This is a genomic window from Roseateles subflavus, from assembly GCF_030285365.1.
Taxonomy (GTDB): domain Bacteria; phylum Pseudomonadota; class Gammaproteobacteria; order Burkholderiales; family Burkholderiaceae_C; genus Roseateles_B; species Roseateles_B subflavus.
Map to the genome: position 1 here is coordinate 41144 of NZ_JASVDS010000010.1, position 20914 is coordinate 62057.

20 protein-coding genes are annotated in these 20914 nt (G+C 70.6%); 13 read left to right on the forward strand and 7 right to left on the reverse strand.

The annotated features are described in order from the left end of the window. Positions 1–39 precede the first annotated feature (39 nt). Both QRD43_RS22030 and QRD43_RS22035 read left to right on the forward strand, forming a co-directional pair. Positions 40–1011 carry a DUF2157 domain-containing protein gene (locus QRD43_RS22030; RefSeq protein WP_285984673.1) on the forward strand — a complete coding sequence of 324 codons (972 nt, stop codon included), beginning with the start codon at positions 40–42 and terminating at the stop codon, positions 1009–1011. Beyond that, on the forward strand, positions 1008–2627 hold the full coding sequence (locus tag QRD43_RS22035; RefSeq protein ID WP_285984674.1) for a GDYXXLXY domain-containing protein: 1620 nt from the start codon (positions 1008–1010) through the stop codon (positions 2625–2627). Before QRD43_RS22030 ends, QRD43_RS22035 begins: the two co-directional genes overlap by 4 nt. Before the next feature lie 12 nt (positions 2628–2639). Here the strand turns inward: QRD43_RS22035 and QRD43_RS22040 are convergent, their stop codons facing one another. Next, positions 2640–2909, reverse strand: coding sequence for a hypothetical protein (locus tag QRD43_RS22040; protein WP_285984675.1), 270 nt, complete (start codon positions 2907–2909; stop codon positions 2640–2642). A 66-nt stretch (positions 2910–2975) separates the two neighbouring features. Here QRD43_RS22040 and QRD43_RS22045 point away from each other — a divergent pair, with 66 nt between their 5' ends. Next, a complete protein-coding gene (locus QRD43_RS22045) occupies positions 2976–3254 on the forward strand; it encodes a DUF427 domain-containing protein (protein WP_285984676.1) in 279 nt (92 codons plus the stop codon). 13 nt (positions 3255–3267) lie between these two features. On the opposite strand, the gene QRD43_RS22050 is transcribed toward QRD43_RS22045, so the two are convergent. The 4 genes from QRD43_RS22050 to mltA form a co-directional block, all read right to left on the reverse strand. Then, positions 3268–5061 carry a putative bifunctional diguanylate cyclase/phosphodiesterase gene (locus QRD43_RS22050; RefSeq protein WP_285984677.1) on the reverse strand — a complete coding sequence of 598 codons (1794 nt, stop codon included), beginning with the start codon at positions 5059–5061 and terminating at the stop codon, positions 3268–3270. A gap of 14 nt (positions 5062–5075) precedes the next feature. Next, positions 5076–5543 (reverse strand): response regulator, encoded by a 468-nt coding sequence (locus tag QRD43_RS22055; RefSeq protein WP_285984678.1) that lies wholly within the window; start codon positions 5541–5543, stop codon positions 5076–5078. Then, a complete protein-coding gene (locus tag QRD43_RS22060) occupies positions 5533–7002 on the reverse strand; it encodes a sensor histidine kinase (protein WP_285984679.1) in 1470 nt (489 codons plus the stop codon). The genes QRD43_RS22055 and QRD43_RS22060 overlap by 11 nt, the downstream gene beginning before the upstream one ends. A gap of 227 nt (positions 7003–7229) precedes the next feature. Further along, a complete protein-coding gene (gene mltA, locus QRD43_RS22065) occupies positions 7230–8438 on the reverse strand; it encodes a murein transglycosylase A (RefSeq protein ID WP_285984680.1) in 1209 nt (402 codons plus the stop codon). Between mltA and QRD43_RS22070 the strand changes: the two genes are divergently transcribed. After that, on the forward strand, positions 8437–8565 hold the full coding sequence (locus QRD43_RS22070) for a hypothetical protein (protein WP_285984681.1): 129 nt from the start codon (positions 8437–8439) through the stop codon (positions 8563–8565). The two genes, mltA and QRD43_RS22070, sit on opposite strands and share 2 nt — an antisense overlap. On the opposite strand, the gene QRD43_RS22075 is transcribed toward QRD43_RS22070, so the two are convergent. Continuing rightward, entirely contained in the window at positions 8566–10581 is a 2016-nt protein-coding gene (locus QRD43_RS22075) for a site-specific recombinase (protein ID WP_285984682.1), read from the reverse strand. It lies immediately after the preceding gene. Beyond that, a complete protein-coding gene (apaG, locus tag QRD43_RS22080) occupies positions 10581–10955 on the reverse strand; it encodes a Co2+/Mg2+ efflux protein ApaG (protein ID WP_285984683.1) in 375 nt (124 codons plus the stop codon). Before apaG ends, QRD43_RS22075 begins: the two co-directional genes overlap by 1 nt. 145 nt (positions 10956–11100) lie before the next feature. On the opposite strand from apaG, the gene QRD43_RS22085 reads away from it, so the two are divergent. The 9 genes from QRD43_RS22085 (at position 11101) to QRD43_RS22125 (ending at position 20907) form a co-directional block, all read left to right on the forward strand. Next, positions 11101–11712: a DNA-3-methyladenine glycosylase I gene (locus QRD43_RS22085; protein WP_285984684.1), complete on the forward strand. Its 612-nt coding sequence runs from the start codon at positions 11101–11103 to the stop codon at positions 11710–11712. Between the two features lie 117 nt (positions 11713–11829). After that, the gene (rpe, locus tag QRD43_RS22090) at positions 11830–12507 is read left to right on the forward strand and encodes a ribulose-phosphate 3-epimerase (protein ID WP_285984685.1); all 678 of its coding nucleotides are present in this window, start codon (positions 11830–11832) and stop codon (positions 12505–12507) included. A 107-nt stretch (positions 12508–12614) separates the two neighbouring features. Then, positions 12615–12965, forward strand: a complete 351-nt coding sequence (locus QRD43_RS22095; RefSeq protein ID WP_285984686.1) for a DUF2845 domain-containing protein — start codon at positions 12615–12617, stop codon at positions 12963–12965. Positions 12966–13204: 239 nt separating this feature from the next. Further along, positions 13205–16624, forward strand: a complete 3420-nt coding sequence (locus tag QRD43_RS22100; RefSeq protein WP_285984687.1) for an nSTAND1 domain-containing NTPase — start codon at positions 13205–13207, stop codon at positions 16622–16624. A 23-nt stretch (positions 16625–16647) separates the two neighbouring features. After that, positions 16648–17046, forward strand: coding sequence for a hypothetical protein (locus tag QRD43_RS22105; RefSeq protein WP_285984688.1), 399 nt, complete (start codon positions 16648–16650; stop codon positions 17044–17046). A gap of 181 nt (positions 17047–17227) precedes the next feature. Next, positions 17228–17671: a hypothetical protein gene (locus QRD43_RS22110; protein ID WP_285984689.1), complete on the forward strand. Its 444-nt coding sequence runs from the start codon at positions 17228–17230 to the stop codon at positions 17669–17671. Positions 17672–18323: 652 nt separating this feature from the next. Then, entirely contained in the window at positions 18324–18791 is a 468-nt protein-coding gene (locus QRD43_RS22115; protein ID WP_285984690.1) for a helix-turn-helix domain-containing protein, read from the forward strand. 172 nt (positions 18792–18963) lie between these two features. Next, positions 18964–19437 carry a low molecular weight protein-tyrosine-phosphatase gene (locus QRD43_RS22120; RefSeq protein ID WP_285984691.1) on the forward strand — a complete coding sequence of 158 codons (474 nt, stop codon included), beginning with the start codon at positions 18964–18966 and terminating at the stop codon, positions 19435–19437. A 3-nt stretch (positions 19438–19440) separates the two neighbouring features. Then, positions 19441–20907, forward strand: coding sequence for a sensor domain-containing diguanylate cyclase (locus QRD43_RS22125; RefSeq protein WP_285984692.1), 1467 nt, complete (start codon positions 19441–19443; stop codon positions 20905–20907). The last annotated feature ends 7 nt before the right edge of the window (positions 20908–20914 follow it).

The following is a 20914-nucleotide window of genomic DNA, read 5'->3' on the forward strand; positions in this document are numbered from 1 at the left end:
GCATGGCCGACGCAAACGGCCGGCCAGGGGAGGACACCTATGAGTCTGCATGAGCAGCTGTATCGATGGACGGCGGAGCAAGACCTGGCACCGCCGCAGGCGCGCCAGCTCTGGGCCCTGAGCGGGCTGGACCAGCCGCCGCGCGACGTGCTTGAGCGTCTGCGCCTCGGCGCGGCCGGCCTGGCCGCAGGACTGCTGGGCCTGGGCGTGATGATGTGGGTGGCGGCCAACTGGGGCGAGCTGCCCCGCGCGGCCCGCTTCGGCCTGCTGCAGGGCCTGCTGGCGAGCACGCTTTTGGGCGCCTGGGCGCGCCCGGCCTGGCGCGGGGCCTTCGGCCTGCTGGCGCTGCTCAGCCTGGGCGGCCTGCTGGCGCTGTTCGGCCAGACCTATCCCACCGGTGCCGACGCCTGGCAGCTCTTCGCGCTGTGGGCGGCGCTGGCCCTGCCGCTGTGCTGGGGCGCCCGCAGCGAGCTGGTGTGGACGCCCTGGGTGCTGGTCATGGTCACGGCCATCGGCCTGTGGATGCATGCCCATGTCGGCTTCCGCTGGACGGTCACGACCTCCACGCTGCGGGTGCATGCCTGCGGCTTCGTGGCACTGGCCCTGCTGTGCGCCGCCATGGCCCTGAAGCCGGCGACGCCCGGGGTGCAGCCGTGGGCCTGGCGGGCCGCGGTGCTGCTGGGCGTGATCTCGCTGTCTGCCACGGCCCTGGGCGGCCTGTTCGAACGGGAGGTGCAGCCGCAGTTCGGGCTCGGCCTGGCGGTGCTGGCCGGCGGCTTGGCAGCGGCCTGGCACTGGCGGGAGGTGTATGCGCTGAGCGCCCAGGCGCTGGCGCTGGACACCCTGCTGCTGTGCGGCCTGGCCCGCGCGATGCTGGAAGGCCAGCACGGCGAGCCCCTCGGCACGCTGCTCGTGCTGGGGCTGGCGGCCGCCGGCCTCCTGACGCTGAGCGTGCAGCTCATCCTGCGCCGCACACGCGCTGCGGCCGTCTCGCCGGAGGTCACGCCATGACGACGACACCGAAGGTCCCCGCCTGGATGGACGAGGCGCGCCAGCAGGGGCTGCTCGCGCCGCAGGCCGGGCTGCCGACGCCTGGGCGCCCCTGGCCCGTCCAGCTGCTGTCGGCGCTGGGCGCCTGGCTCGCGGTGGTCCCGCTGCTGTTCTTCCTGGCGCTCTTCTTCGAACGCGCCTGGCGGCACGGCCCCACGGCCTACCTGGTGGGCGGGGCGCTGCTGGCGGCGGCCCTGATCATCCTGCGGCAAGGGCGCGCGGGGCAGTTCCTCGAGCAGCTGGCCCTGCCGCTGCTCCTGCTGGGCATTTGCAGCGTCGGCTACGCCTTCGGCCGCGACCTGCCCTACCGCGGCGCGCTCACGGCCTCGCTGGCCCTGTGCGGCGGGCTCTTGGTCGCCCTGCCGCGCCACTGGCTGCGCCTGCTCATCGGCATGGCCGGATCGTGGCTGTGCATGGCCCTGGTGCCCGGCGGGCAGTGGGGCGTGGGCATGGTGGCCCTGTGGTGGGCGATCTACCTGGCGCTGGGCGTCTGGGCCGTGGCGCAGGCCTGGGTCCATGCCCAGGGCCTGCAGGCGGGCGGGGCGGCGCGAGCGGCGCTGCTGGAGCCGGTCCTGCAGGGCTGGGCGCTGGGCTTGCTGCCCGCGCTGGCATGGTTGTGCGGCCCGAGCTTCATGATGGCGGGGGCGCTGGGGTCGGGTCTTGCCCGCGAGGTCCACGGCACGCTTGGCCCCTATCTGTGGCCGGCGGACCGGATGGGGCCGGCGCTGCTCTCGGTGCTGTCCGCGGGACTGGCGCAGGCGGTGCTCTCGAAGGCCTGGCCCGAGCTTGGCCGGCCGCGCGTGTGGCTGCCGGCCGTGCTGCTGATGGGGCTGGCCTCGGTGCTGCCGGCACTGGGAGCCTGTCTGCTGATGCTGAGCCTGGCGCTCGTGCGCGGCCGCCGGGTGCTGGCGCTGAGCGCCGCCGCGACGGGCCTGTGGGCGCTCGGCAGCTTCTACTACCAGCTGGACCTGCCCCTCACGGACAAGGCCCTGATCCTCGTCGTCGCCGGCGCGCTGCTGGGGGCCTGGCTGTGGCTCACCCGCGACCGGACCGGCGCGACCGCGCCTTCGGCCGCGTCGCAGCCCGACCCGGGTGCGCGGGCGGTGGCCCTGTGTGCGCTGCTGGCCCTCGGTCTCGTGAACGGGCTGATCTGGCAGAAGGAATCCCTGATCGCGCAGGGCCGCCCGGTCTTCGTGAGCCTCGCGCCCGTGGATCCGCGCTCGCTCATCCAGGGCGACTACATGCGCATCGCCTATGCCCTGCCGCCCGTGCCCGTGGTCGACGGGATCATCGGCCCCTGGCAGCGCCGGCCGCGTGTGGAAGGGGCGGTCGACGCCCGCGGGGTGCTGGGGCCGGCGCGGCTGCTGAGCCCGGACGATGCGCCCACGCCGGGCCTGCAGGTGCTGGAGCTGAGCCCCGTCAACGGGCGCTGGACGCTGGTCAGCGACGCCTGGTATTTCGCCGAAGGGCAGGAGCCGGTGTTCCGCACCGCGGCCTATGGCGAGTTCCGCGTGATGCCGGACGGCCGCGCCCTGCTGGTCGGGCTGGCCGACAAGGACCTGCGCCGCCTGCCCTGAGGCCGGGAGGGCTCAGCCCTCGCCGGGCGCGCCGCCGTCCAGCATCAGGTCGATGAGCTGGTGCAGGAAATCCAGCGCCTCCTCGGGCGTGGGAAAGTAGTACTCGCCCCCGAGGTCCGCGGCGTCGCCGTCCGGGCCGATGTGGGCCAGGCCCCAGCCCTCGGCGCCGCCCCCGATGGCCAGCACCGCAAAGGTGCCAGGGGGCAGCTCGCGGGCGCTGCCACTGGTGATGCGGATGTCCTTGCCGCGGTAGGTCTGGAAGCGTTTGAGAGGCTCGTACATCCGGTGGATTGTCGGTGCAGACGGCCGCCCTATAGTCGCGGCATCTTCAATCCGGGAGTCCTGGGCATGAAAGCCATCTGGAACGGCGTGACCCTCGCCGAGAGCAACGACACGGTGCTGGTCGACGGCAACCACTACTTCCCCGAGGCCTCGCTGAACAAGGCCTACACGAGCTTCAGCAACCACCGCAGCAGCAGTGAGAAGGGGCAGGCGCAGTACCTGAGCCTGCTGGTGAACGGCGAGTTCAACCCCGATGCCGTGTGGTTCTACGCCAAGCCCAACGAGGCCTTCGCGGCCATCAAGGGGCGCGTGGCCTTCTGGAAGGGCGTGCAGATCGTCGAATGAGCGGGCCGCGGCCTCAGTGCCGCTGCTGCCAGCGCTCCAGCCAGCCCGGCAGGTCCGCGAAGGGCATGGGGCGGCTGATGCCATAGCCCTGGCCGCAGTGACAGCCCAGGTCCAGCAGGCGCTGCCAGCAGTCCGCGTTCTCCACGCCCTCGGCGACGAGGCGGATGTCCAGCGCGCGGCAGAACACCACCAGGCTGGTCACCAGGGACAGGTCGAACTGGTTCTGGCCGAGCGTGATGATGTAGGACTTGTCGATCTTGATCTCCTTGATGGCGAACTCCCGCAGGTAGCCAAAGGAGGTGAAGCCCGCCCCGAAGTCGTCGATGGACAGCGCGATGCCCTCGGCGGCCAGCGCGTCGATGACGCGCCGGGCCTGCACCGGGTTGGCGATCAGCGCCGTCTCGGTCAGCTCCAGGGTCAGCTGTTCCGGCTGCAGGCCGTGGCGCTGCAGCACGGCCAGGAGCTGCTCGACGAAGTCCGCGTGCTCCAGCATGCGGGCCGACAGGTTGATGGCCACCCGGGGGACGTCCGTGCCGCCGGGCAGGGCGGCGGCCTGGGCCAGCGTCGTGAGTTGCGCGAGCTGGGCCAGCACCCGCTCGAAGGTCTCCATCGTGAAGCGCGGCAGGAGGGTCGAGGGCTCGACGGCGGCGATGAACACGTCCGGCGCGATCGGCCCGAACTTGCGATGCTGCCAGCGCGCCAGGGCCTCGAAACCCAGCACGCGTCCGTCCCGCAGGTCGATCTTGGGCTGCCAGTGCCACTGCAGCTCGCCGCGGTCCAGCGCCAGCTCCAGGTCGCCCAGCAACGTCATGCGGTCCATGAAGTTGCTGCTCTTGGGCTCCAGGGCGTCGTAGATCACCGCCTTGTCCAAGCCCTTCTTCGCGCGGTACATGGCGTTGTCGGCGCGGCTCAGCAGCGTGTTCGGATCCTGGCCATGCTGCGGGCACAGGGCGATGCCGACCGAGGCGCCCACCTTCAGTACGTCCCCTTGCAGCGCGAAGGGCTGCTCGAGCAGACGCACCACCTTCAGGCCGAGCGCCTGCGCCACCTCCAGCGAATGCACGCCGTGCAGGATCATCGCGAACTCGTCACCCCCGAGCCGGGCCACGGTGTCGGCCTCGCGCACGCTGTCCTCCAGGCGCCGGGCCACCTCGACCAGCAGCCGGTCGCCGACGGCATGCCCCATCAGGTCGTTCACCTCCTTGAATCGGTCCAGGTCCAGCATCAGCACGGCGAAGGGGTCGGCCTTGCGGCGGTGGATCATGCACAGCTGCTCGAGCCGGTCGAAGAAGACGTGCCGGTTGGGCAGGTCGGTGAGCGCGTCGTGCAGGCTCTTGTGCAGCAGGTCCTGCTCGGCCTGGCGAAGCCGGGCCTGGACCTGGATCCAGTTCAGGCCTTCGTCGATCGCGCTGCTGACCTTGTCGGCCGAGAGATCGAGCTTGGAGAGGTACTCGTGGATGCCCAGCTTGATGGCGTCGGCGGCCGTCTTCTCGCTGCCACCGCCGGTGACGGCCACGACCACGCAGTCCGCCCCCACGCTCTCCCAGATGTCGGGCAGCAGCTCGCGGCCATCGCCGTCGTCCAGCTTGAAGTCCAGGAAGATGAAGGAGAAGCGCACCTTGCGTTCGCGCAGCTCGCTCAGCGCGCCCGACTTCGAGGAGGCCTCGGCGATGTGGATGGGCAGGCGATAGCGCCGCAGCATGCGCGCCAGACGCTCGCGATCGACATCGTCGTCGTCCACCACCAGGGCGTGGATCTCCTCCAGCGTGGAGCCGGTCGGTGGGGAGGGGGCGCGCAGGGGCGTCATGCAGGGGCTTTCTCTCAGGGCAGGCGGACGGAGGCCGCGTACTTGTCCAGGAAGTTCGCGAGCAGCGAGAACTGCGGCCCCACGGCCGACTTGACCATGAAGCCGGCCACGTTCTCGTTGTAGGCGCGGGTGCGGTCGGCGTCGCGGGAGGACGTCGTCAGGACGAAGACCACCGTCTGCTTGAGCGCCGGGTCCTTGCGCAGCACCTCCAGGAACTGGAAGCCGTCCATGCGGGGCATGTTGAGGTCCAGGAGCACGAGATAGGGCGGGCTCAGGCGGCGGCTGGGGTGCTGGTTGCGCAGGATCTCCAGGGCCACGAGGCCGTCCTCCGCGGTCACGGTCTGGCAATGCACACCGAGCTTGCGGAAGCTGCGCAGCACGCCCTCGGTGGCGACGTCGTCGTCGTCGACCAGCAGCACACTGAAGGGCGGCGCCAGGGCCGAGGCCGCCGGCGCGGGGGGGGCCAGGGTGTCAGGATTCATCGTCCACCTCCTTGAGCGCAATCCGCGGCCAGTGCACGCGGAAGCAGGCGCCTCCGAGCGTGGGGCTGCGGCTGGCGACGATGGCGCCGCCGTGCGCGTTGATCATGCGGCGCGTCACCGCCAACCCCACGCCATGACCCGTCGTGGTGGCGCTGGCGCGGTGGAAGAGCTTGAAGATGCGCTCCTCCGCGCCGGCCGGGATGCCCTGGCCGTCGTCCTCGATCGCGAAGACGTTGAAGCGGCCTTCCTCGCGCATCTGGATCCGGATGCGGCCCTGGGTGCCCCCGTGGTGCTTCACGGCATTGCCGATCAGGTTGCGCAGGCTCAGGCTCAGGGGGGCCTGGGGCGCCGGGAAGGGCTGCCCCTGCACATCGACCTCCACCTGGAAGCCCGGCGGCAGGTGCACCAGGGCCAGCACCTCGTCAACCAGCGGGCCGGGATCGACGGTGTCCAGCCGCTGGTCCCGCTGGCCGGCGCGGGCGTAGTCCAGCAGGTCGTCGATCATGCGTTCGGCGCGCTCGATGCGGGTGCTGATGCGCTCGAAGTTCTGCAGCACGGGCGGCGTGATCGCGGACTCGGGCAGGTCCTCGCGGATCCAGCTGAGCAGGTCGGCGATGCCCCGCAGCGGCGAGCGCAGGTCATGCGAAGCCACGTAGGTGAACTCCTCCAGCTGGGCATTGGTCTGGCGCAGGGCCGCCTCGGCCTTCTTGCGCAGGGAGATGTCGCTGACCATGGCCAGTGCGTGGCGGCCATCCGGCATGTCCAGCGTCGTCAGGGCGATCTCGACGGGGAACTCCTGGCCGCTGCGGTGCAGCGCCGTGAGGTCGCGTCCGGCGCCCATGCGGCGCAGCGTGGGCTGGCGGGCGTAGCCGTCGCGGAGCTGGACATGCCCTTCGCGGTAGCGGTCCGGCAGCAGCACCTCCAGCGGCCGGCCGATCAGGTCGCCCGCGGCATAGCCGAACTGGGCGTCCAGGGCCGGATTGCTCAGCTTGATGCGACCTTGCGGATCGACAATCAGCAGGCCCTGCGGCATGGCCGCGAAGATCTGCTCGAACTGGCGCTGCATCTGGCGACGGACCGAGAGATCGGAGATGTAGGCCGCCGCACAGAGCTGCCCATCCAGGTGCATGGGGGCGAGGGCAATGTCGACAGGAACGGCGTGACCGTCGTGGTGCAGGGCATGCAGCTCGCGGCCGGCCCCCATGCGGCGCTGGCGCGGGTCGGCAAAGAAGGCGGCCATCCAGCTCTCGTGGTGCGGGCGGACCACCTCAGGCAGCAGCCCGGCCAGCGTCTGCCCGACGAGCGCGCCGGCCGCGTAGCCCAGCATGTGCTCGAGCGCGAGGTTGGCGTACAGAATGCGGGCTTGCGCCGGGCTCACCACCAGCACGCCGACGGGGGCGTGCTCAAGGACGGCGCGCAATTCGCCGACCGAGGGCGACGGGCTCTGGTCTTCAGCCATGTCCGGAACTCCCTGAACGCGGCGAGCAGGCTGTGTTCCGCCCCGCGCTGCGCAGCGGCCGCCCCGATCGGAAGACCGGGAGGCGGCGCTTGATATCAATCAAACAGGGGATTGACCCGGCGCGAAAGCAAAGACCCCGCGGGCCATGGGGCTGTGTTGCACTAGCTACGACGGTGCGCGGCCACGAACGAGGCTGAAAGAGGGGACGGCAGTTCGCGCGGCGTACGTCAGACGCGGGGCCACAGCACCCACAGGCGCAGCGGCTGCTTCATGCGGCCGGCCTGGGCCTCGGCCTCGGGGCCCCAGCCCCAGAAGAAGTCCGCCCGCACCGCGCCGACGATGGCGCTGCCGGTGTCCTGCGCCACCACGAGCCGGCGCAGCGGCGTGCTGCTGAGGGGCTCGCTGGTGTCCAGCCAGACGAGCGTGCCGTAGGGGATGCTGGTCTTGTCGACGGCAATGGAGCGGCCCGGCGTGAGCGGCACGCCCTGGGCGCCCTTGGGGCCCAGTTCGGGATCCGGCAGCGCCTCCTCGCGGAAGAAGACGTAACGCGGATTGGCCCACAGCAGCTCATTCAGGCGGGCCGGGTTGCGGCGGGCCCAGTCGCGGATCTGCGGCCAGGAGGCCTCGCCGGGGCGCAGTTCGCCCTTGTCGATCAGGTAGCGTCCGATGGACTGGTAGGGCTGGTCGTTGTGGCCGGCGAAGGCCAGGCGCAGCAGGCGCGTCTGCCCGTCGGGCTCCCGCATCTGCACCCGGCCGGAGCCCTGGATGTGCAGGACCAGCGCCTCGAGCGCGTCGTCCGTGTAGGCCAGCTCCAGGGGCTTGAGCCGGGCCTTCACGGCGGCGTCGCCCTCGATCTGGGCCCGGGTGAAGAAGGGCTTGCGCTGGGCCAGGTCCGGCGGCACGCCGTGCAGGGGGATGCGGAAGGCGCCCTGCGGCCGGCGGGCGGCCTGGAGCAGGGGCTCGAAGTAGCCCGTCACCAGGCCCTCGGTCTGGCCCTCCAGGCTCTCGACGCGCCAGGGCTGCAGCTGTTCGCGGAACCAGGCGCGCAGGGCGATCTCGTCCTGCGGATCCGTGGCGAGGGCCGAGGCGCAGGCCGTCGCCCAGCCGGGGGCCGGCTTGCTGCAGGAGCGCAGCAGGGCGGGCCAGACGGCCAGGGTGCTGTCCTCGCTCCAGCCGGGCAGGTCCGACCACGCGGCCTGGACCCAGCGCGAACGCTCGCGCAGTTGCACGGGGGCGTTGGCGGGCGCCGTGTCGCCCGGCGGCACGGTGCCGGGCACGGGGGGCGTCACGACGGGCGCCGGCGGCAGGGGCGTCGTGCTGCACGCGGCCAGCAGTCCTAGAATCGCCGCGCCCAGCAGGCTCCGCAAACGCCGGCCTCGCGAGGCCGCTGCGGGGGCGGCCGGGGCCGTCTGGAAGGAAGAGGAAGCGAACAACATGGGCGTGATTGTGCTGGAGGCCCTCGGGGCCCTGGGACTGCTGATCTTCATCGTCTGGTGGACCATGTTCTCCGGCCGCCGCCGGGGTGAGCGCGAGCTGCCGCCCGAGGACGACCGCTCGCGCTGATCACGCCCGCGGCGCGGCCGGGGGCAGGAAGAAGCTGCGCGGCGACGTGCGCAGCCGCTCCCAGATCGCGCGACGAACGCGCGCCCGGTCCGCCAGCTGGATGCCGCGCGAGCGCAGGGCCACGCGGAAGGCCAGCGCGAAGCTCACGGCCAGGTTCAGCACGCCGGTGCCCGCGATGCCCAGCACGCAGAGCCAGAACGGCGCCGTGAGGGCAATGCCCGGGCCCAGGGCCCCGACCGCGGCGGCCAGCTGGCCGGTGGACAGCGTCACGTGGCGCACCTCGACGGGCAGGGCCACGAACTGCAGCAGTGCCGGCACCAGGCCCAGCATCAGGCCGAGGCTGATGTTGGCCGTCATGCCGGAGATGTTGTGGCGCCACCAGGCCGCCCACGCCTGGGCGCGGACCGGCCCGAGCCGCGCGACGATGCGCGGGTTCCAGGCGATGGCGCTGTCCAGGCGGTGGAAGACGAACCAGTTCTCGGCCCAGCCGGCGATGAGGCTGGACGAGAACAGCAGCACGCCCGTGAAGGCCGCGTAGAGCCACGAGGGCCCGAGCACGTTCAGCGAGTGCAGCACGTAGTGCGCGTCCTTGGCGCCCACGAGCGGTGCGCCCGCCAGCAGCCAGGCCGCGCCCTGACCCAGCAGCACGAGCGGCGTCACCAGGGCGAGGTTGCCGAGGATGCCCGCCACCTGCGAGCGCACGAGGTGGGCCACCTCGTCCACGAAGCCGGCGAGGCCCTCGTCGGTGCCGATCTGGCTCAGCTTGTGAGCCATGGCCGGTGCCGTCATGGCGGGCTGCTTGGTCGCGACCGTCCAGTGCAGCAGATGGATGATGACGAAGCTCAGCGCGTAGTTGGCGCCGGCCCAGAAGCCGGCCCAGAAGGCGCTCAGCCCCAGGGCCATCACGGCGAACTTCGCGAAGGTTGTGCCCGCGATGACGACGCCGCCGCCGGCGGCACGCCGCAGCATGCCGCGGTACTCGTCGCGGTCGCGGGTGATGTAGTGCTCGCCCGTCTCGGCGCTGCGCTCGGCCACCTTGCGGGCCAGCAGCGAGTAGTGCCGCGCGAAGAGCGTGCGCAGGCTGCGCCGCTCATGCGTCACGCGGACGAGGTCGGCCGTGAGCGCGAGCAGGCGGGGGGCCGGCTCGGGCGCCACGAGGCAGTCCATCAGGCTCTCGATGCGGCGCAGGCGTTCGGTGAGCTGCTCGACGTCGAAGATGATGTCCACCGAGACGCCATACGTCTCGAGGTGCTCCGGCACGGACTGCACCGCGCCGCGGCACTGGTCGAGCAGCGCGCGCAGCAGCTGCAGGGCCTGGCGCAGGGCGGTGTCGTCCCGCGCATCCAGGGCGTCGAGGAACTGCTCGCTGGCGCGCGCCAGCTGCGCGAAGGGATGACCGGCCAGCGTCTCGGTGCCCATGCGCAGTCGCAGCGGGCCGGACAGCCCCGCGGCACGCACGGTGCTGATCAGCACGGTGAAGGCGTCCCGCATCGGGCCGCGCCAGCCGTCGGCGTCCTGCGCGGGGAACATCAGCGCCTGCAGGCGGGCCAGCAGCGGGGCGTCGATGCGGCGCAGCCAGGCTTCGTCCGCGCTGTCCGGGAAGAGCTGCGCGAAGAGCTCGCCCAGCTCGGTCGTGTCGACGGTGCCGGGCAGCACGCGCAGGCGCAGCCGATGGAAGACCTCCCCCCACAGCGCCATGCGCGGCGCGAAGCCGACGTCGGCGAAGAGGCCGATGGCGTTGAGCTCCGTCCAGCAGCGGGCGATGACGCCGCGCACCGCGGCCTGGTGCTCGGGATGGCGCTCCAGCACATTGAGCAGGTGCTTCAGGCGCAGCAGGGGCAGGGGCGTGGCGTCGGCGGCGCGTTCGTCCTCGCGCGAGGTGGGGGCGTGGCGCAGCCATTCCAGGAGACGGGCCAGCCAGAGGTTGCGGGCCGGCAGCGAGGCCTTCGGATCCGCGGCGTTCAGCAGGGCCGTGAGGTCCCACGCTGCGGCATGCTGGAAGAGTCGCCCCGCCATCAATGCAGCTGGCTGGCTTCGGCCAGCAGGAATTCGGGGACGTCGGCGTAGAACACCTCGGCGTCCTCGCTCACGCACAGGTAGCGGCCGCGCATCGTGCCCTGCGGCGTGGCGATCTGCGCCCAGGAGCTGTAGCGGAAGGTTTCGCCCGGCTGCAGCAGCGGCTGGTGGCCCACGACCGCCAGGCCGCGCACTTCCTGCACGGCGCCGGCGGTGTCGGTGATCGTCCACTCGCGGCCGATCAGCTGTGCGGGGGTGTCTCCCGCGTTGGTGATCGTGATCGTGTAGCTGTAGGCGTGCAGACCGCGCTCAGGGTCGGTCTGCTCGGGCAGGGCGGCGACCTGCACGCTGCAGGTGATTTCGAGATGGGCCATGCGAGGCATTCTAGGGACAGGGGCCGGGCCGCGTGCGACGGGGTGTTTCCAGGCCGGGTGCGGGCGGCCTCCGCACGATCCATGACGACACCCGCCCCGTGCGCCGCGTAAGCTCCGGGCCATCCGAACCCCTGTGCTCCCCGCCATGAACTCCCGAACCTATGTGGCCGACGACGGCCATGCCCGCTGCGCCTGGTGCGAGGCCCCCGGCTTCGAGGCCTACCGTCACTACCATGACACCGAATGGGGTTATCCGGTGACCGACGAGCGCCGCCTGTTCGAGAAGCTGTGCCTCGAGGGCTTCCAGTCGGGCCTGAGCTGGCGGACGATCCTTGCCAAGCGCGAGGCCTTCCGCGCGGGCTTTGCCGGCTTCGATCCGGCCAAGGTGGCCGCCTTCGACGAAGCGGACGTCCAACGCCTCCTCGCGGACGCCGGCATCGTGCGCCACCGCGGCAAGATCGAGGCGGCCATCCACAACGCCCGCCTGATCCCGGCCCTGCGCCAGGAGTTCGGCTCGCTCGCCGCCTTCTTCTGGCGCTTCGAGGAGCCCGCCGAGAAGGACGCGCCGGTGCGCGGCGAGTCCGAGACCTCGCGCCGCCTCTCCAAGACCCTGCGCGGGCGGGGCTTCAAGTTCGTCGGCCCCACGACCTGCTACGCCTTCATGCAGGCCATGGGCCTCATCAACGACCATGCGCCCGGCTGCCGATGGCGCGCCGAGGTCGATGCCGCGCGGCAGGCTTTCACGCCCCCGCGCTGAATCCGCTCGGGGTGGCGCAGCGGTGGGCGGATCGCTTTCGTAAAATCCGCGCTTCTGCCTCCCCGGCGCCACGAAGGCCGGGGCCGATTCCCGCTTCCTTTCCCAGCCCCGCACGCCATGAGCCACCGCATCGCCCCCAGCATCCTCTCCGCCGACTTCGCCCGCCTGGGCGAGGAGGTCCGCAACGTGCTGGCGGCGGGCGCCGACTGGATCCACTTCGACGTGATGGACAACCATTACGTCCCCAACCTGACCTTCGGCCCGATGGTCTGCGAGGCGCTCAGGAAGCACGCCGTCAAGCCGGACGGCACGCCCGCCCCCATCGACGTGCACCTGATGGTCCAGCCCGTCGACGCCCTGGCCCAGGCCTTCTGCAAGGCGGGCGCCGACCTGGTCAGCTTCCACCCCGAGGCCTCGGCCCACGTGGACCGCACGCTGCAGCTGATCAAGGGCGAGGGCAAGCAGGCCGGCCTCGTCTTCAACCCCGGCACGCCGCTGGACGTGCTGGAGTGGGTCATCGACAAGGTCGACCTCGTGCTCATCATGAGCGTCAACCCCGGCTTCGGCGGCCAGAGCTTCATTCCCAGCGCGCTGAAGAAGCTGGAGCAGGCCCGCCGAATCATTGACGCCAGCGGCCGAGACATCCGCCTGGAGATCGACGGCGGCGTCAAGGTGGACAACATCCGCCAGATTGCCGACGCGGGTGCCGACACCTTCGTGGCGGGCTCGGCCATCTTCGGCAAGCCGGACTACAAGGCCGTCATCGACGCCATGCGGGCCGAACTGGCGCGATGAGCCCGTCACGCGGGGGGGGGCGTCAGCCGCTGCGCTGCCTGCCGCGTTGAGGTCCGATGAGCTTTCACCGCCCACGCCCCCGCCGCGCACCGCCGGCATGCATCGCCATGGCCGCCTTGCTGCTCGGCCTGGTCTGCCAATCGCACGCCCATGCCTTCCGCTGCAACACCTGGGTGATCGACCCGGGTCTGCGCAAGGCCGAGGTCCTGAGCAAGTGCGGCGCGCCCTTCAGCCAGGACCAGCGGACGGAGTACCGGATCCAGCGCGTCCGTGAGACGGTCTGGACGCGCCCGGTGAACGGCGGCCCCGCCGTCCAGAGCGCTGTCGAGGTGGAGCGCCAGGTGCCCGTCGTCATCGAGGAATGGGTCTACAACTTCGGCCCGCAGCAGTTCATGCAGGCCCTTCGCTTCGAGAACGGTCTGCTGGTCGAGACCCGGGACCTGGGCTACGGCTCCTGAGGCCGAGGCCCGGGCCTGAGGCCGGACTGCGGCACTTCTGATGCCGCCGGCCGGCGGCTCTGCCGATAGCATCGCTGGTACGCCGGAGGTGTCCCCCTGGGTTACCGCTGCCCGCCTGGGGCCTGCTGACTTCTATACTCCCCGCCAAGTCATGGGGCCCGGGGCACCCATGCAAGGACCAATCGTCGCAAGACCTGACCCCTGCCGGTCAGCGCCGCGACGCCACGAGGTGCAGGGACATGACCGTCACGGGGACCGTCGGCGCTGGGGCGGCAAGCAATGCCGCGCAGTCCAGGCCGGCTGCGGAACGCTTTGAGCTCGGGGAGTGGCGCGTCGATCCGGCCGCCAACCGCCTGCAGCATGCCACCGAGGGTGAGCAGTCCCTGGAGCCCCGCGCGATGGCCGTGCTGCTGGCCCTGTGCGCCATGCCGGGCGAGGTCATCAGTGCCGACACGCTGCTGGTGCGCTGCTGGGGGGATGCGCTCGTCGATGGCGGCCTCGGCGACAACCCCGTCCACAAGAGCATCAACCAGCTGCGCCGCGCCCTGGGCGACAGCGCCACGGCGCCGCGCTACATCGAGACCATCCGCAAGCGGGGCTACCGCGTCATCGCGCCCGTGCGCGGCGGTCAGGGCCAGGCCCGCAGCGGTGCCTGGCGGGGCGGCTCGCCCTTCCGCGGCCTGCAGGCCTTCGACACGCGCCATGCCGAGGTCTTCTTCGGTCGTGAGCAGGCCACGCAGGACCTGCTGCGCAGCGTCATCGCGCAGATGCAGCGCCAGCATGGCCTGGTGCTGGTGCTGGGCCCGAGCGGCTCCGGCAAGACCTCGCTCGTCAGTGCCGGCCTGATCCCCACGCTGCAGCGCGAGCCGCTGGCCGGGCGCTGGCAGCTCATCAGCCACAGCCAGCTGGACCTGGCTGACCTCAGTGTGCAGGCGTCCGAGTCTGCCAGCGGTGCTGTGTCCCCGCCGGCCTTCGCCCTGGCCCTGGCGGCCGCCCTGCTGGATTGGGAGACGGCTGCCGGCGAGCCCCTGCTGGCCGGGTTCAATGCCCACGACCTCGCCCGTGCCCTCAGCGAGACGCCCGCCACGGTGCTGGCCGAGCTGCGTGCCGCGCTGGAGCGCCAAGGCGGCAGCGGGCAGCCCTTTGCGCTGCTCTTCATCGATCGGCTCGAGGCCCTGTTCCGCCCACCCTTGGGAGAGGAGGCGCAGCGCGAGCCGGCGCTGCGCCTGCTGCAGCAGCTGGCCGAGAGCGGCAGCGTGCTGCTCGTGGCGGCCTGCCGCAACGACTACTACCCGCAGCTGGCCCAGCACGCCTGGCTGATGCGCGACAAGGCTCAGGGCGGCCACCTGGACCTCGCGCCGCCGAGCCGTGCCGAGATCGCCCAGATGGTGCGCCTGCCGGCCCGCGCGGCGGGCCTGAGCTTCGGCATCGATGCGTCCACGCACCAGCGCCTGGACGATCTGCTCTGCGACGCCGCGGCCGCCAGCCCCGACGCCCTGCCGCTGCTGCAGTACACGCTGGAGCAGCTCTATCAGCAGCGCAGTGCGCATGGCGAGCTCACCTTCGCGGCCTACCACGCACTGGGCGGTGCCACGGGCGGCATGGGCGGCCTCGAGGGCGTGATTGCCGAACAGGCCGAGCAGCTCATCCGGGCCATGACGCCCATCCAGCAGGAGGCGCTGCCGCATGTGCTGGCGCTGCTGGTGCTGGTGGGCGAGGACGAGTCCAGCCCCGTCGGCGGCCGGCGTGCCGTCTGGAGCGAGTTGCGCAGCGCCGCCGAGCGCGAGCTGGTGCGCGCCCTCGTGGACGCGCGCCTGCTCGTGAGCGAGCACAGCACCGAGTTCGCCCGCGAGGAGCCGGGCTTCCGCGTCGCTCACGAAGCGCTGCTGCGCCGCTGGCCGCGCGTGACGGACTGGATCGCCCAGCATCGCCAGGATCTGCAGACCCGAGCGCGTCTGCGCCAGCAGGTGCAGCGCTGGGAGCAGGGCGGCCATGCCGCTGAATTCCTGTGGCCGCGGGGGCGGCAGCTGCAGGATGCGCTGGCCTTGCGTCGCGACGGGCTGCTGGCCCTGGCGCCGGCCGAGCAGGACTTCCTCGCCAGCTGCGAGCGCCGCGCGGCCTGGGCCGGACGGCTCAAGGGCGGTGCCGTCGCCGCGCTGGCGGGGCTCGCCGTGCTGGCCGGCGGCATGGCCTGGCGGGCGCAGCAGGCGGAAGGCGTGGCGCGACAGCGTAGCGCGCAGGCCGATGACCTCCTGGGCTACATGCTGGGGGAACTGGCCGACAAACTCCGGCCTATCGGCCGCCTGGAGCTGCTGGACAGCGTCGGAGGCAAGGCACTGGATCACCTGAGTGCCGGCGCCGCGGAGGGGCAGGTGCACGTCGCCGCACTCGTCCAGCGGGCCAAGGCGCTGAATGTCATCAGTGAAGTCCGCTTTGCCCGGGGCGACCTGCCCGGGACTCTGGCGGCCTCCGATCAGGCGCTGCAGATGCTGGACCCCCTGCCGGTGATGCCCTCGCCCGACCAGGAGTTCGAACGACAGCTGGTGCTGGGGGCCGCGGCGTTCTGGCGCGGCCAGGCGGATTACTCCAAGGGCGACATGGACGAGGCGTCGTCGTCCTGGCGGCGTTACCTGAAGGCCGCGGAGCGCATGCAGTCACTGCGTCCGGACGCGCCGGAAACCCTGGCGGAGCTGTCGTATGCGCTCAACAGCCTGGGGTCGGCAGATCTCGCACGTGGCGAGCTGTCGTCGGCGGCTGACGCCTTCCAGCGGTCGGCGGAACTCAAGAGGCGGGCGCTGCAGACGAAGCCGGCTGACCTGACCTTGCAGGCGGACCTGGCCGACACCTTGTCCTGGTGGGCGACCACGCAGGAACGGCGGGGCGAGCTGAGGCAGGCGCTCGATCTCGGGCGGGAGCGCATTGAGATCGAGTCTGCGGTGCAGGCGAAGGCGCCGCAGGATCTGACCTGGCAGCACCGGCTCGCACGCTCGCACCTGATGCAGGGGCGCCTGTTCAAGGAGTTCGGCAAGGCGGCGGAGGCCTCGCGGCATCTGGAGCGATCCATTGCCCTGTCGTCGGCGCTGGTCGCCACGCAGCCAGACCAGCTGGCCTGGCAGGACACCTACTTCGTCAGCCAGCTGGAATGGGTCGACCTGCGACCCCTCACGCCGAAGCAGCGCCTGGCGGCACTGGACCAGCTGGAGGCGAAGTGCCGGGACGTCTTTGCCCGGTCCAAGGATCGCATGTACACCCAGCGCGTGCTGGCGCAGCTGCTGCATCTGCGAGCCCGGCAATGGGCGCTGCTGAACGACCCGCAGCAGGAGCGGGCGAGCCTGGAAGTGCTGGCCAGCCATCTGGGTCAGATGAGTGTCAGACATTCAGATCTGTTCGAAATTGGTTGGCGGCAGGCGATAGTGCGTCTGCGGCTGGCTGAGTTGCTGCGCACCGGCGGCCTGCTTGCTCAAGGGCAGGCGCTGTGCCAGCAGACCAAGGCCAGTGTTCTGCCGCAACTGCTACGGCAGAGCGCGCAATGGACATCGGTCTATGTACGTTCGGCGCAATGTCTGGGACAAGCCGCCCAGGTCAGCCAGGAGGCGGATTGGCTCCAGTCGGTGGCCGCTCGCCAGAGTGCGCTGCCTCGCGCCGGTATTGAAAACTAACCAAAGCCAAATCGGAGTCTCGAATGCCCTCCAGCGGACCGAACATCTATACCGTGACTGCCAAGATCGACAGCACGGGCAACTTTGCTCAATGCACCTACACCTCGGGTGGCAAGGTCGTCACGCCGCCCCTGAATGCCCCGTCGGCGGTCGCTCAGTTCAACCAGACGCTGCCCAGCGCTTCCGGCCTGCAACTGGTGGGCGCCATGGTCACCAACAACACCACGCCGCCCACGACTTCCTTTGTGCCGGCTTCGATCACCGAGGGCTCGGTGTCCCAGGTGAGCGTCAGCGTCCCCAATCCCAACGCCGCCCCGCAGGCAGTCCGCGGCGTGGTCCTGGTCTTCAGCAAGCTCAGCGCGAGCGGCTACCCCGTGCTGTACCCCACGTCGGATCCTCAGGTCATCAACCCGGGCACCTGACACACCTCGGCCGGCTCGGGGCTTCCCGTCATGCCGGCCGGCCCGGTGAGCACGCCATCCGGCACCGGTGGGCCCAAGCGACCGGGCGCCGCGGGCGCGGTCAGACCGGCGGGGGCATCGCCTTCCCCTGCGGTGTTCCCCATGGCGAACGAAACGGCCGCCGTGAGGCTGCCTGCTCTGGGTGAGTGAAGACCCCGCCTCGGATCGGCGCACCTCGCCCTCACCGGGGGCTCCGCACATCCCGACGACGGTGCGCAATGCGCCGTTGTGGGCGAACAAGGTCAGCGTCATCCCTGCGGGCATGACGCGGCCGCTGGGCTGGCCGCAGAGCGTCAGGGTGGCGCCCACGGGGATCCGGACCGGGACGTTCACGCACCGCTTGACGAAGATCGGCAAGGTGAAGCCGCGCGGGGCCGTGCGGGTCGCTGGCTGCGACGCCCAGCGAGAGCATCAGGGCCTGAACGCCCAAGCCGTTGGCATTCAGCGCCTTGGGGGCCGTGTCAAAACCGTGGACGCTGACATCAGGCACATGGGATGCTGCGCACAGGGCATTTTCCCCATGCATTTTCTCGGCGCATTGAATCTGGCAGGTGCCATCAGAGCCGTGATGCTGATGGTCTCGTAGGGCCGGCTTCAAAGGGATTGATTGACGATTCCCGAGGGTGTCTTGTCGCTCCTTGATGAATCCGGCAGCGGACCGGGGTTTCCATCAGTGGGGGCGGTAGGTATGCCCGGGTTTTCGGGGGTGCGTTCCGGGGATTCTGCGGAAACCCTCGTTGCTGCGGACCAGGCCTCTCTTCTTGTCGTCTGGAATTGAGCGGTGAAGGGGGCTTGTCGTTGTTCATCGGTTGCCGATCGGCTGCTCGTGGCTGCCGGTATTCTTCCCCCCGCGGCGGCGCCGGATGGATAGCCTGCCGTAAAGCTGCGGACGGCCCCCCCCGGGGTGGACGGGATGAAATTCATCTGATTCCCAATTGCCGCGCCTCTGCCCTGCGCATGGCGCTGACGGCGCGAAGCGCTCGCCTCACAATCCGTGTGGCCCATCCGAAACGCCGCCCCCCGGGGTGCACGGGCCCAGAGACCTTGAAAACAAAGGGTTAACCCTAGTTTTGATCCCGTTCTGAGCACAAAAAGCCACCGGAAGGTTCCCGGAAGGCGACTTTTTCTCCGATTTCCTATCGTTCAGCCCATCGATGCATCGCGCATCGACGCGCCGCCCGCCCCGCCTCCCCGGCATCTGCTGGCCCGCCCCTCCAGTCGCATCTGACGAGGTCAATATGAGCAAGGAAATCGATACCAGCTTGAATGAGGAGCAATCGGCTGCCAATAACCTGGGCCATGCCGCTGCCGACTCTCAGGAATCCCCCCATATTGGCGGTGACGCCAGCCTGGATACCACCCTGTCGTATGAAAACATGCTGGCACAGGTCACGGCCGGCATGAATCCCGCCCCGGTGGTTCGTTACGAGCCCATGGTTCAGCAGGGCCGGGTATTCTTGGTCAAGGATATTCTCAAGAGCCTGCGCAACGAGAAACTGCAGACCCAGGAGGAAATGGCAGAAGCTTGCCAGCAGGGCCGATTTCGCGTCTCGATCGCTTCCATCAAGCGGGCAGAGATCGGGCGGCCAGTGCTTTTTCGTATCGCGCGGGAACTCGCACGGTATTTCAACGTCCCCGTCGAGAGAATCGTGAAAATGCGTCCGGTGACCGTGGCCGAGTATCTGGCGGGCGAAACCAAGCACTGATTCCCCGGGGGGCGAAGGCGGTCACGGGGCCCCGCCTGGCGCGAAGCAGCCCGGCGGACGCCCGGCCCCGCCGGCGTGCCGGGGTCAGGCCTTGACATCCGTCACCTCCCACCCTTGGCTGCAGGGGCTTTGGAGCACATCCTCCCGGGCGGGCTCGCCCATAATGCCCGCCATGAAATCCCTGCTGCTGGTCTGCACGGCCAACATCTGCCGCTCGCCCATGGCCGAGGCGGTGTTCAAGGCGCAGGCTGCCGTCCTCGGACTCGGGCGCGTGGCCTCCGCTGGCGTGCGCGCCTCCTCCCGGGCGCAGAGCATGGATGCGCGAGCCGCCGCGGCGCTCAGCCGCCGCAAGTACCCCCTCGAGAAGAAATGGCGCTCCCGCCGCATCGAGGCGGACGATTTCCTGCGCTTTGACCACCTCCTCGCGATGGACGAGGACAACCTCCATGCGCTGCGCCGCCAGTGCCCGCCCGAGCTGCTGCACAAGGTCGGCCTGCTGCTGGACGTGGTGCCCGGCCGCGAAGGCCAGGAAGTGCCGGACCCCTATTTCGGCAGCGCGCAGGGCTTCGAGAACGTGCTGGACCTCATCGAGCTGGCCGCCAGGAGCTGGTCGCAGTCGCCGCTCGTGCGCCGGGTGGTGCCCTAGCCGATGTCCAAGAACCCGCCGACCATGCTGTTCCGCACCAAGCTGGCCCTCAATCTCATCGCGCAAATCGTCCTCGTGCTGGTGGCGACGGCCGCGGTGGGCTACCTGGTCGCCGGCTACCGCAGCCTGCTGGAGCTGCAACGGCAGTTCCAGCAGCGGGACCAGCTGGTCGCTCAGCTGCAGCGCAGCTCGGACGAGCTCACACGCATGGCGCGGCTGTTCGTGGTGAGCCGCGACGCGCAGTTCGCCGACCACTACCGCGAGGTGGCCCGCATGCGCGAGGGCCTGCAGTCGGAGCCCGAGGGCTATGACGAGGTCTACTGGGACCTGGCCCTGGACCAGCCCCGCGCCGCCGGCCGCCCCGTGGCCGCGCGCGCCATGCAGGCGAAACTGCAGGACGCCGGCTTCGCGCCCGAGGACTACGCCCGCCTGGCCGAGGCGCTGCGCCGCTCCGAGGCGCTGATGAAGGTGGAGCAGCAGGCCATGGGTCGCGTGGACACGCGCGGCTCCACACACCCGCTGTCGGAAGAGGAGTGGAAGGAGGCGCTGGACATGCTGCACGGCCCCGCCTACCGCCACGCCAAGGCCGAGATCATGGGGCCGCTGCGCGCCGTGCGGCAGTCGCTGAAGGCGGGCCACGAGGCGGTGATCCAGCCCTTGAAGGACAACCTGCGCTTCACCGCCTGGCTGGCCATCGTGTGCCTGGTGTTCACCGGCGGCAACGCCGTCTTCATGGCCATGCGCTACGACCGCTCGGTGCGCCGCCCGGTCGAGATGCTGCGCCACTGGGCCCGGCAGGTGCGCAAGGGGCAGCAGAGCCAGCGCATCAGCCTCGGTCACAGCTCGGAGTTCGGCGAACTCTCGCAGGCCATCGACGAGATGGCGGAGTCCGTCGAGCGCAGCCTCGACGAGCTGAAGGAAGAGGTGGCGCGCCGCGCCCGTGCCGAGCAGGTCGTGCGCCATCTGGCCAACCACGACGCGCTCACGGGCCTGCCCTCGCTGCGCCTGCTGCACGACCGCCTGGACCGCGCCCTGGCGCAGGCGCAGCGCAAGAGCCAGGGCCTCGCGCTGATCTTCGTGGACCTGAACGACTTCAAGCCCATCAACGACCGCTACGGCCACGAGGCGGGCGACCAGGTGCTGAAGGTCGTCGCCCAGCGGCTGGCGGCTTCGCTGCGGGAGGCCGACACGGTGGGCCGCATCGGCGGGGACGAGTTCCTGGTGCTGCTGCCGGATGTCGACAGCCTGGTGCAGGCCCAGCAGGTCAAGGCCAAGCTGGTGGCGCTGCTGGAGCAACCCATCTTCATCTCGGTCCACAACCTGGCCGTGCGGGTGACGGCGGCCATGGGCATCGCCGTCTACCCCGTCATGGCCAACGACGCGCAGGGTCTCATGCGCATCGCGGACCAGGACATGTACCGCGACAAGGCGGAGATGCGATCACACCCGGGCGCCGGCAGAGGCGCCTGAAGCCGAT

Bases quoted from the DNA above. Each gene is read 5' to 3' on its own strand.
- QRD43_RS22030 (WP_285984673.1), top strand. From the start codon at position 40: ATGAGTCTGCATGAGCAGCTGTATCGATGGACGGCGGAGCAAGACCTG.
- QRD43_RS22035 (WP_285984674.1), top strand. From the start codon at position 1,008: ATGACGACGACACCGAAGGTCCCCGCCTGGATGGACGAGGCGCGCCAG.
- QRD43_RS22040 (WP_285984675.1), bottom strand. From the start codon at position 2,909: ATGTACGAGCCTCTCAAACGCTTCCAGACCTACCGCGGCAAGGACATC.
- QRD43_RS22045 (WP_285984676.1), top strand. From the start codon at position 2,976: ATGAAAGCCATCTGGAACGGCGTGACCCTCGCCGAGAGCAACGACACG.
- QRD43_RS22050 (WP_285984677.1), bottom strand. From the start codon at position 5,061: ATGACGCCCCTGCGCGCCCCCTCCCCACCGACCGGCTCCACGCTGGAG.
- QRD43_RS22055 (WP_285984678.1), bottom strand. From the start codon at position 5,543: ATGAATCCTGACACCCTGGCCCCCCCCGCGCCGGCGGCCTCGGCCCTG.
- QRD43_RS22060 (WP_285984679.1), bottom strand. From the start codon at position 7,002: ATGGCTGAAGACCAGAGCCCGTCGCCCTCGGTCGGCGAATTGCGCGCC.
- QRD43_RS22070 (WP_285984681.1), top strand. From the start codon at position 8,437: ATGGGCGTGATTGTGCTGGAGGCCCTCGGGGCCCTGGGACTGCTGATC.
- mltA (WP_285984680.1), bottom strand. From the start codon at position 8,438: ATGTTGTTCGCTTCCTCTTCCTTCCAGACGGCCCCGGCCGCCCCCGCA.
- QRD43_RS22075 (WP_285984682.1), bottom strand. From the start codon at position 10,581: ATGGCGGGGCGACTCTTCCAGCATGCCGCAGCGTGGGACCTCACGGCC.
- apaG (WP_285984683.1), bottom strand. From the start codon at position 10,955: ATGGCCCATCTCGAAATCACCTGCAGCGTGCAGGTCGCCGCCCTGCCC.
- QRD43_RS22085 (WP_285984684.1), top strand. From the start codon at position 11,101: ATGAACTCCCGAACCTATGTGGCCGACGACGGCCATGCCCGCTGCGCC.
- rpe (WP_285984685.1), top strand. From the start codon at position 11,830: ATGAGCCACCGCATCGCCCCCAGCATCCTCTCCGCCGACTTCGCCCGC.
- QRD43_RS22095 (WP_285984686.1), top strand. From the start codon at position 12,615: ATGGCCGCCTTGCTGCTCGGCCTGGTCTGCCAATCGCACGCCCATGCC.
- QRD43_RS22100 (WP_285984687.1), top strand. From the start codon at position 13,205: ATGACCGTCACGGGGACCGTCGGCGCTGGGGCGGCAAGCAATGCCGCG.
- QRD43_RS22105 (WP_285984688.1), top strand. From the start codon at position 16,648: ATGCCCTCCAGCGGACCGAACATCTATACCGTGACTGCCAAGATCGAC.
- QRD43_RS22115 (WP_285984690.1), top strand. From the start codon at position 18,324: ATGAGCAAGGAAATCGATACCAGCTTGAATGAGGAGCAATCGGCTGCC.
- QRD43_RS22120 (WP_285984691.1), top strand. From the start codon at position 18,964: ATGAAATCCCTGCTGCTGGTCTGCACGGCCAACATCTGCCGCTCGCCC.
- QRD43_RS22125 (WP_285984692.1), top strand. From the start codon at position 19,441: ATGTCCAAGAACCCGCCGACCATGCTGTTCCGCACCAAGCTGGCCCTC.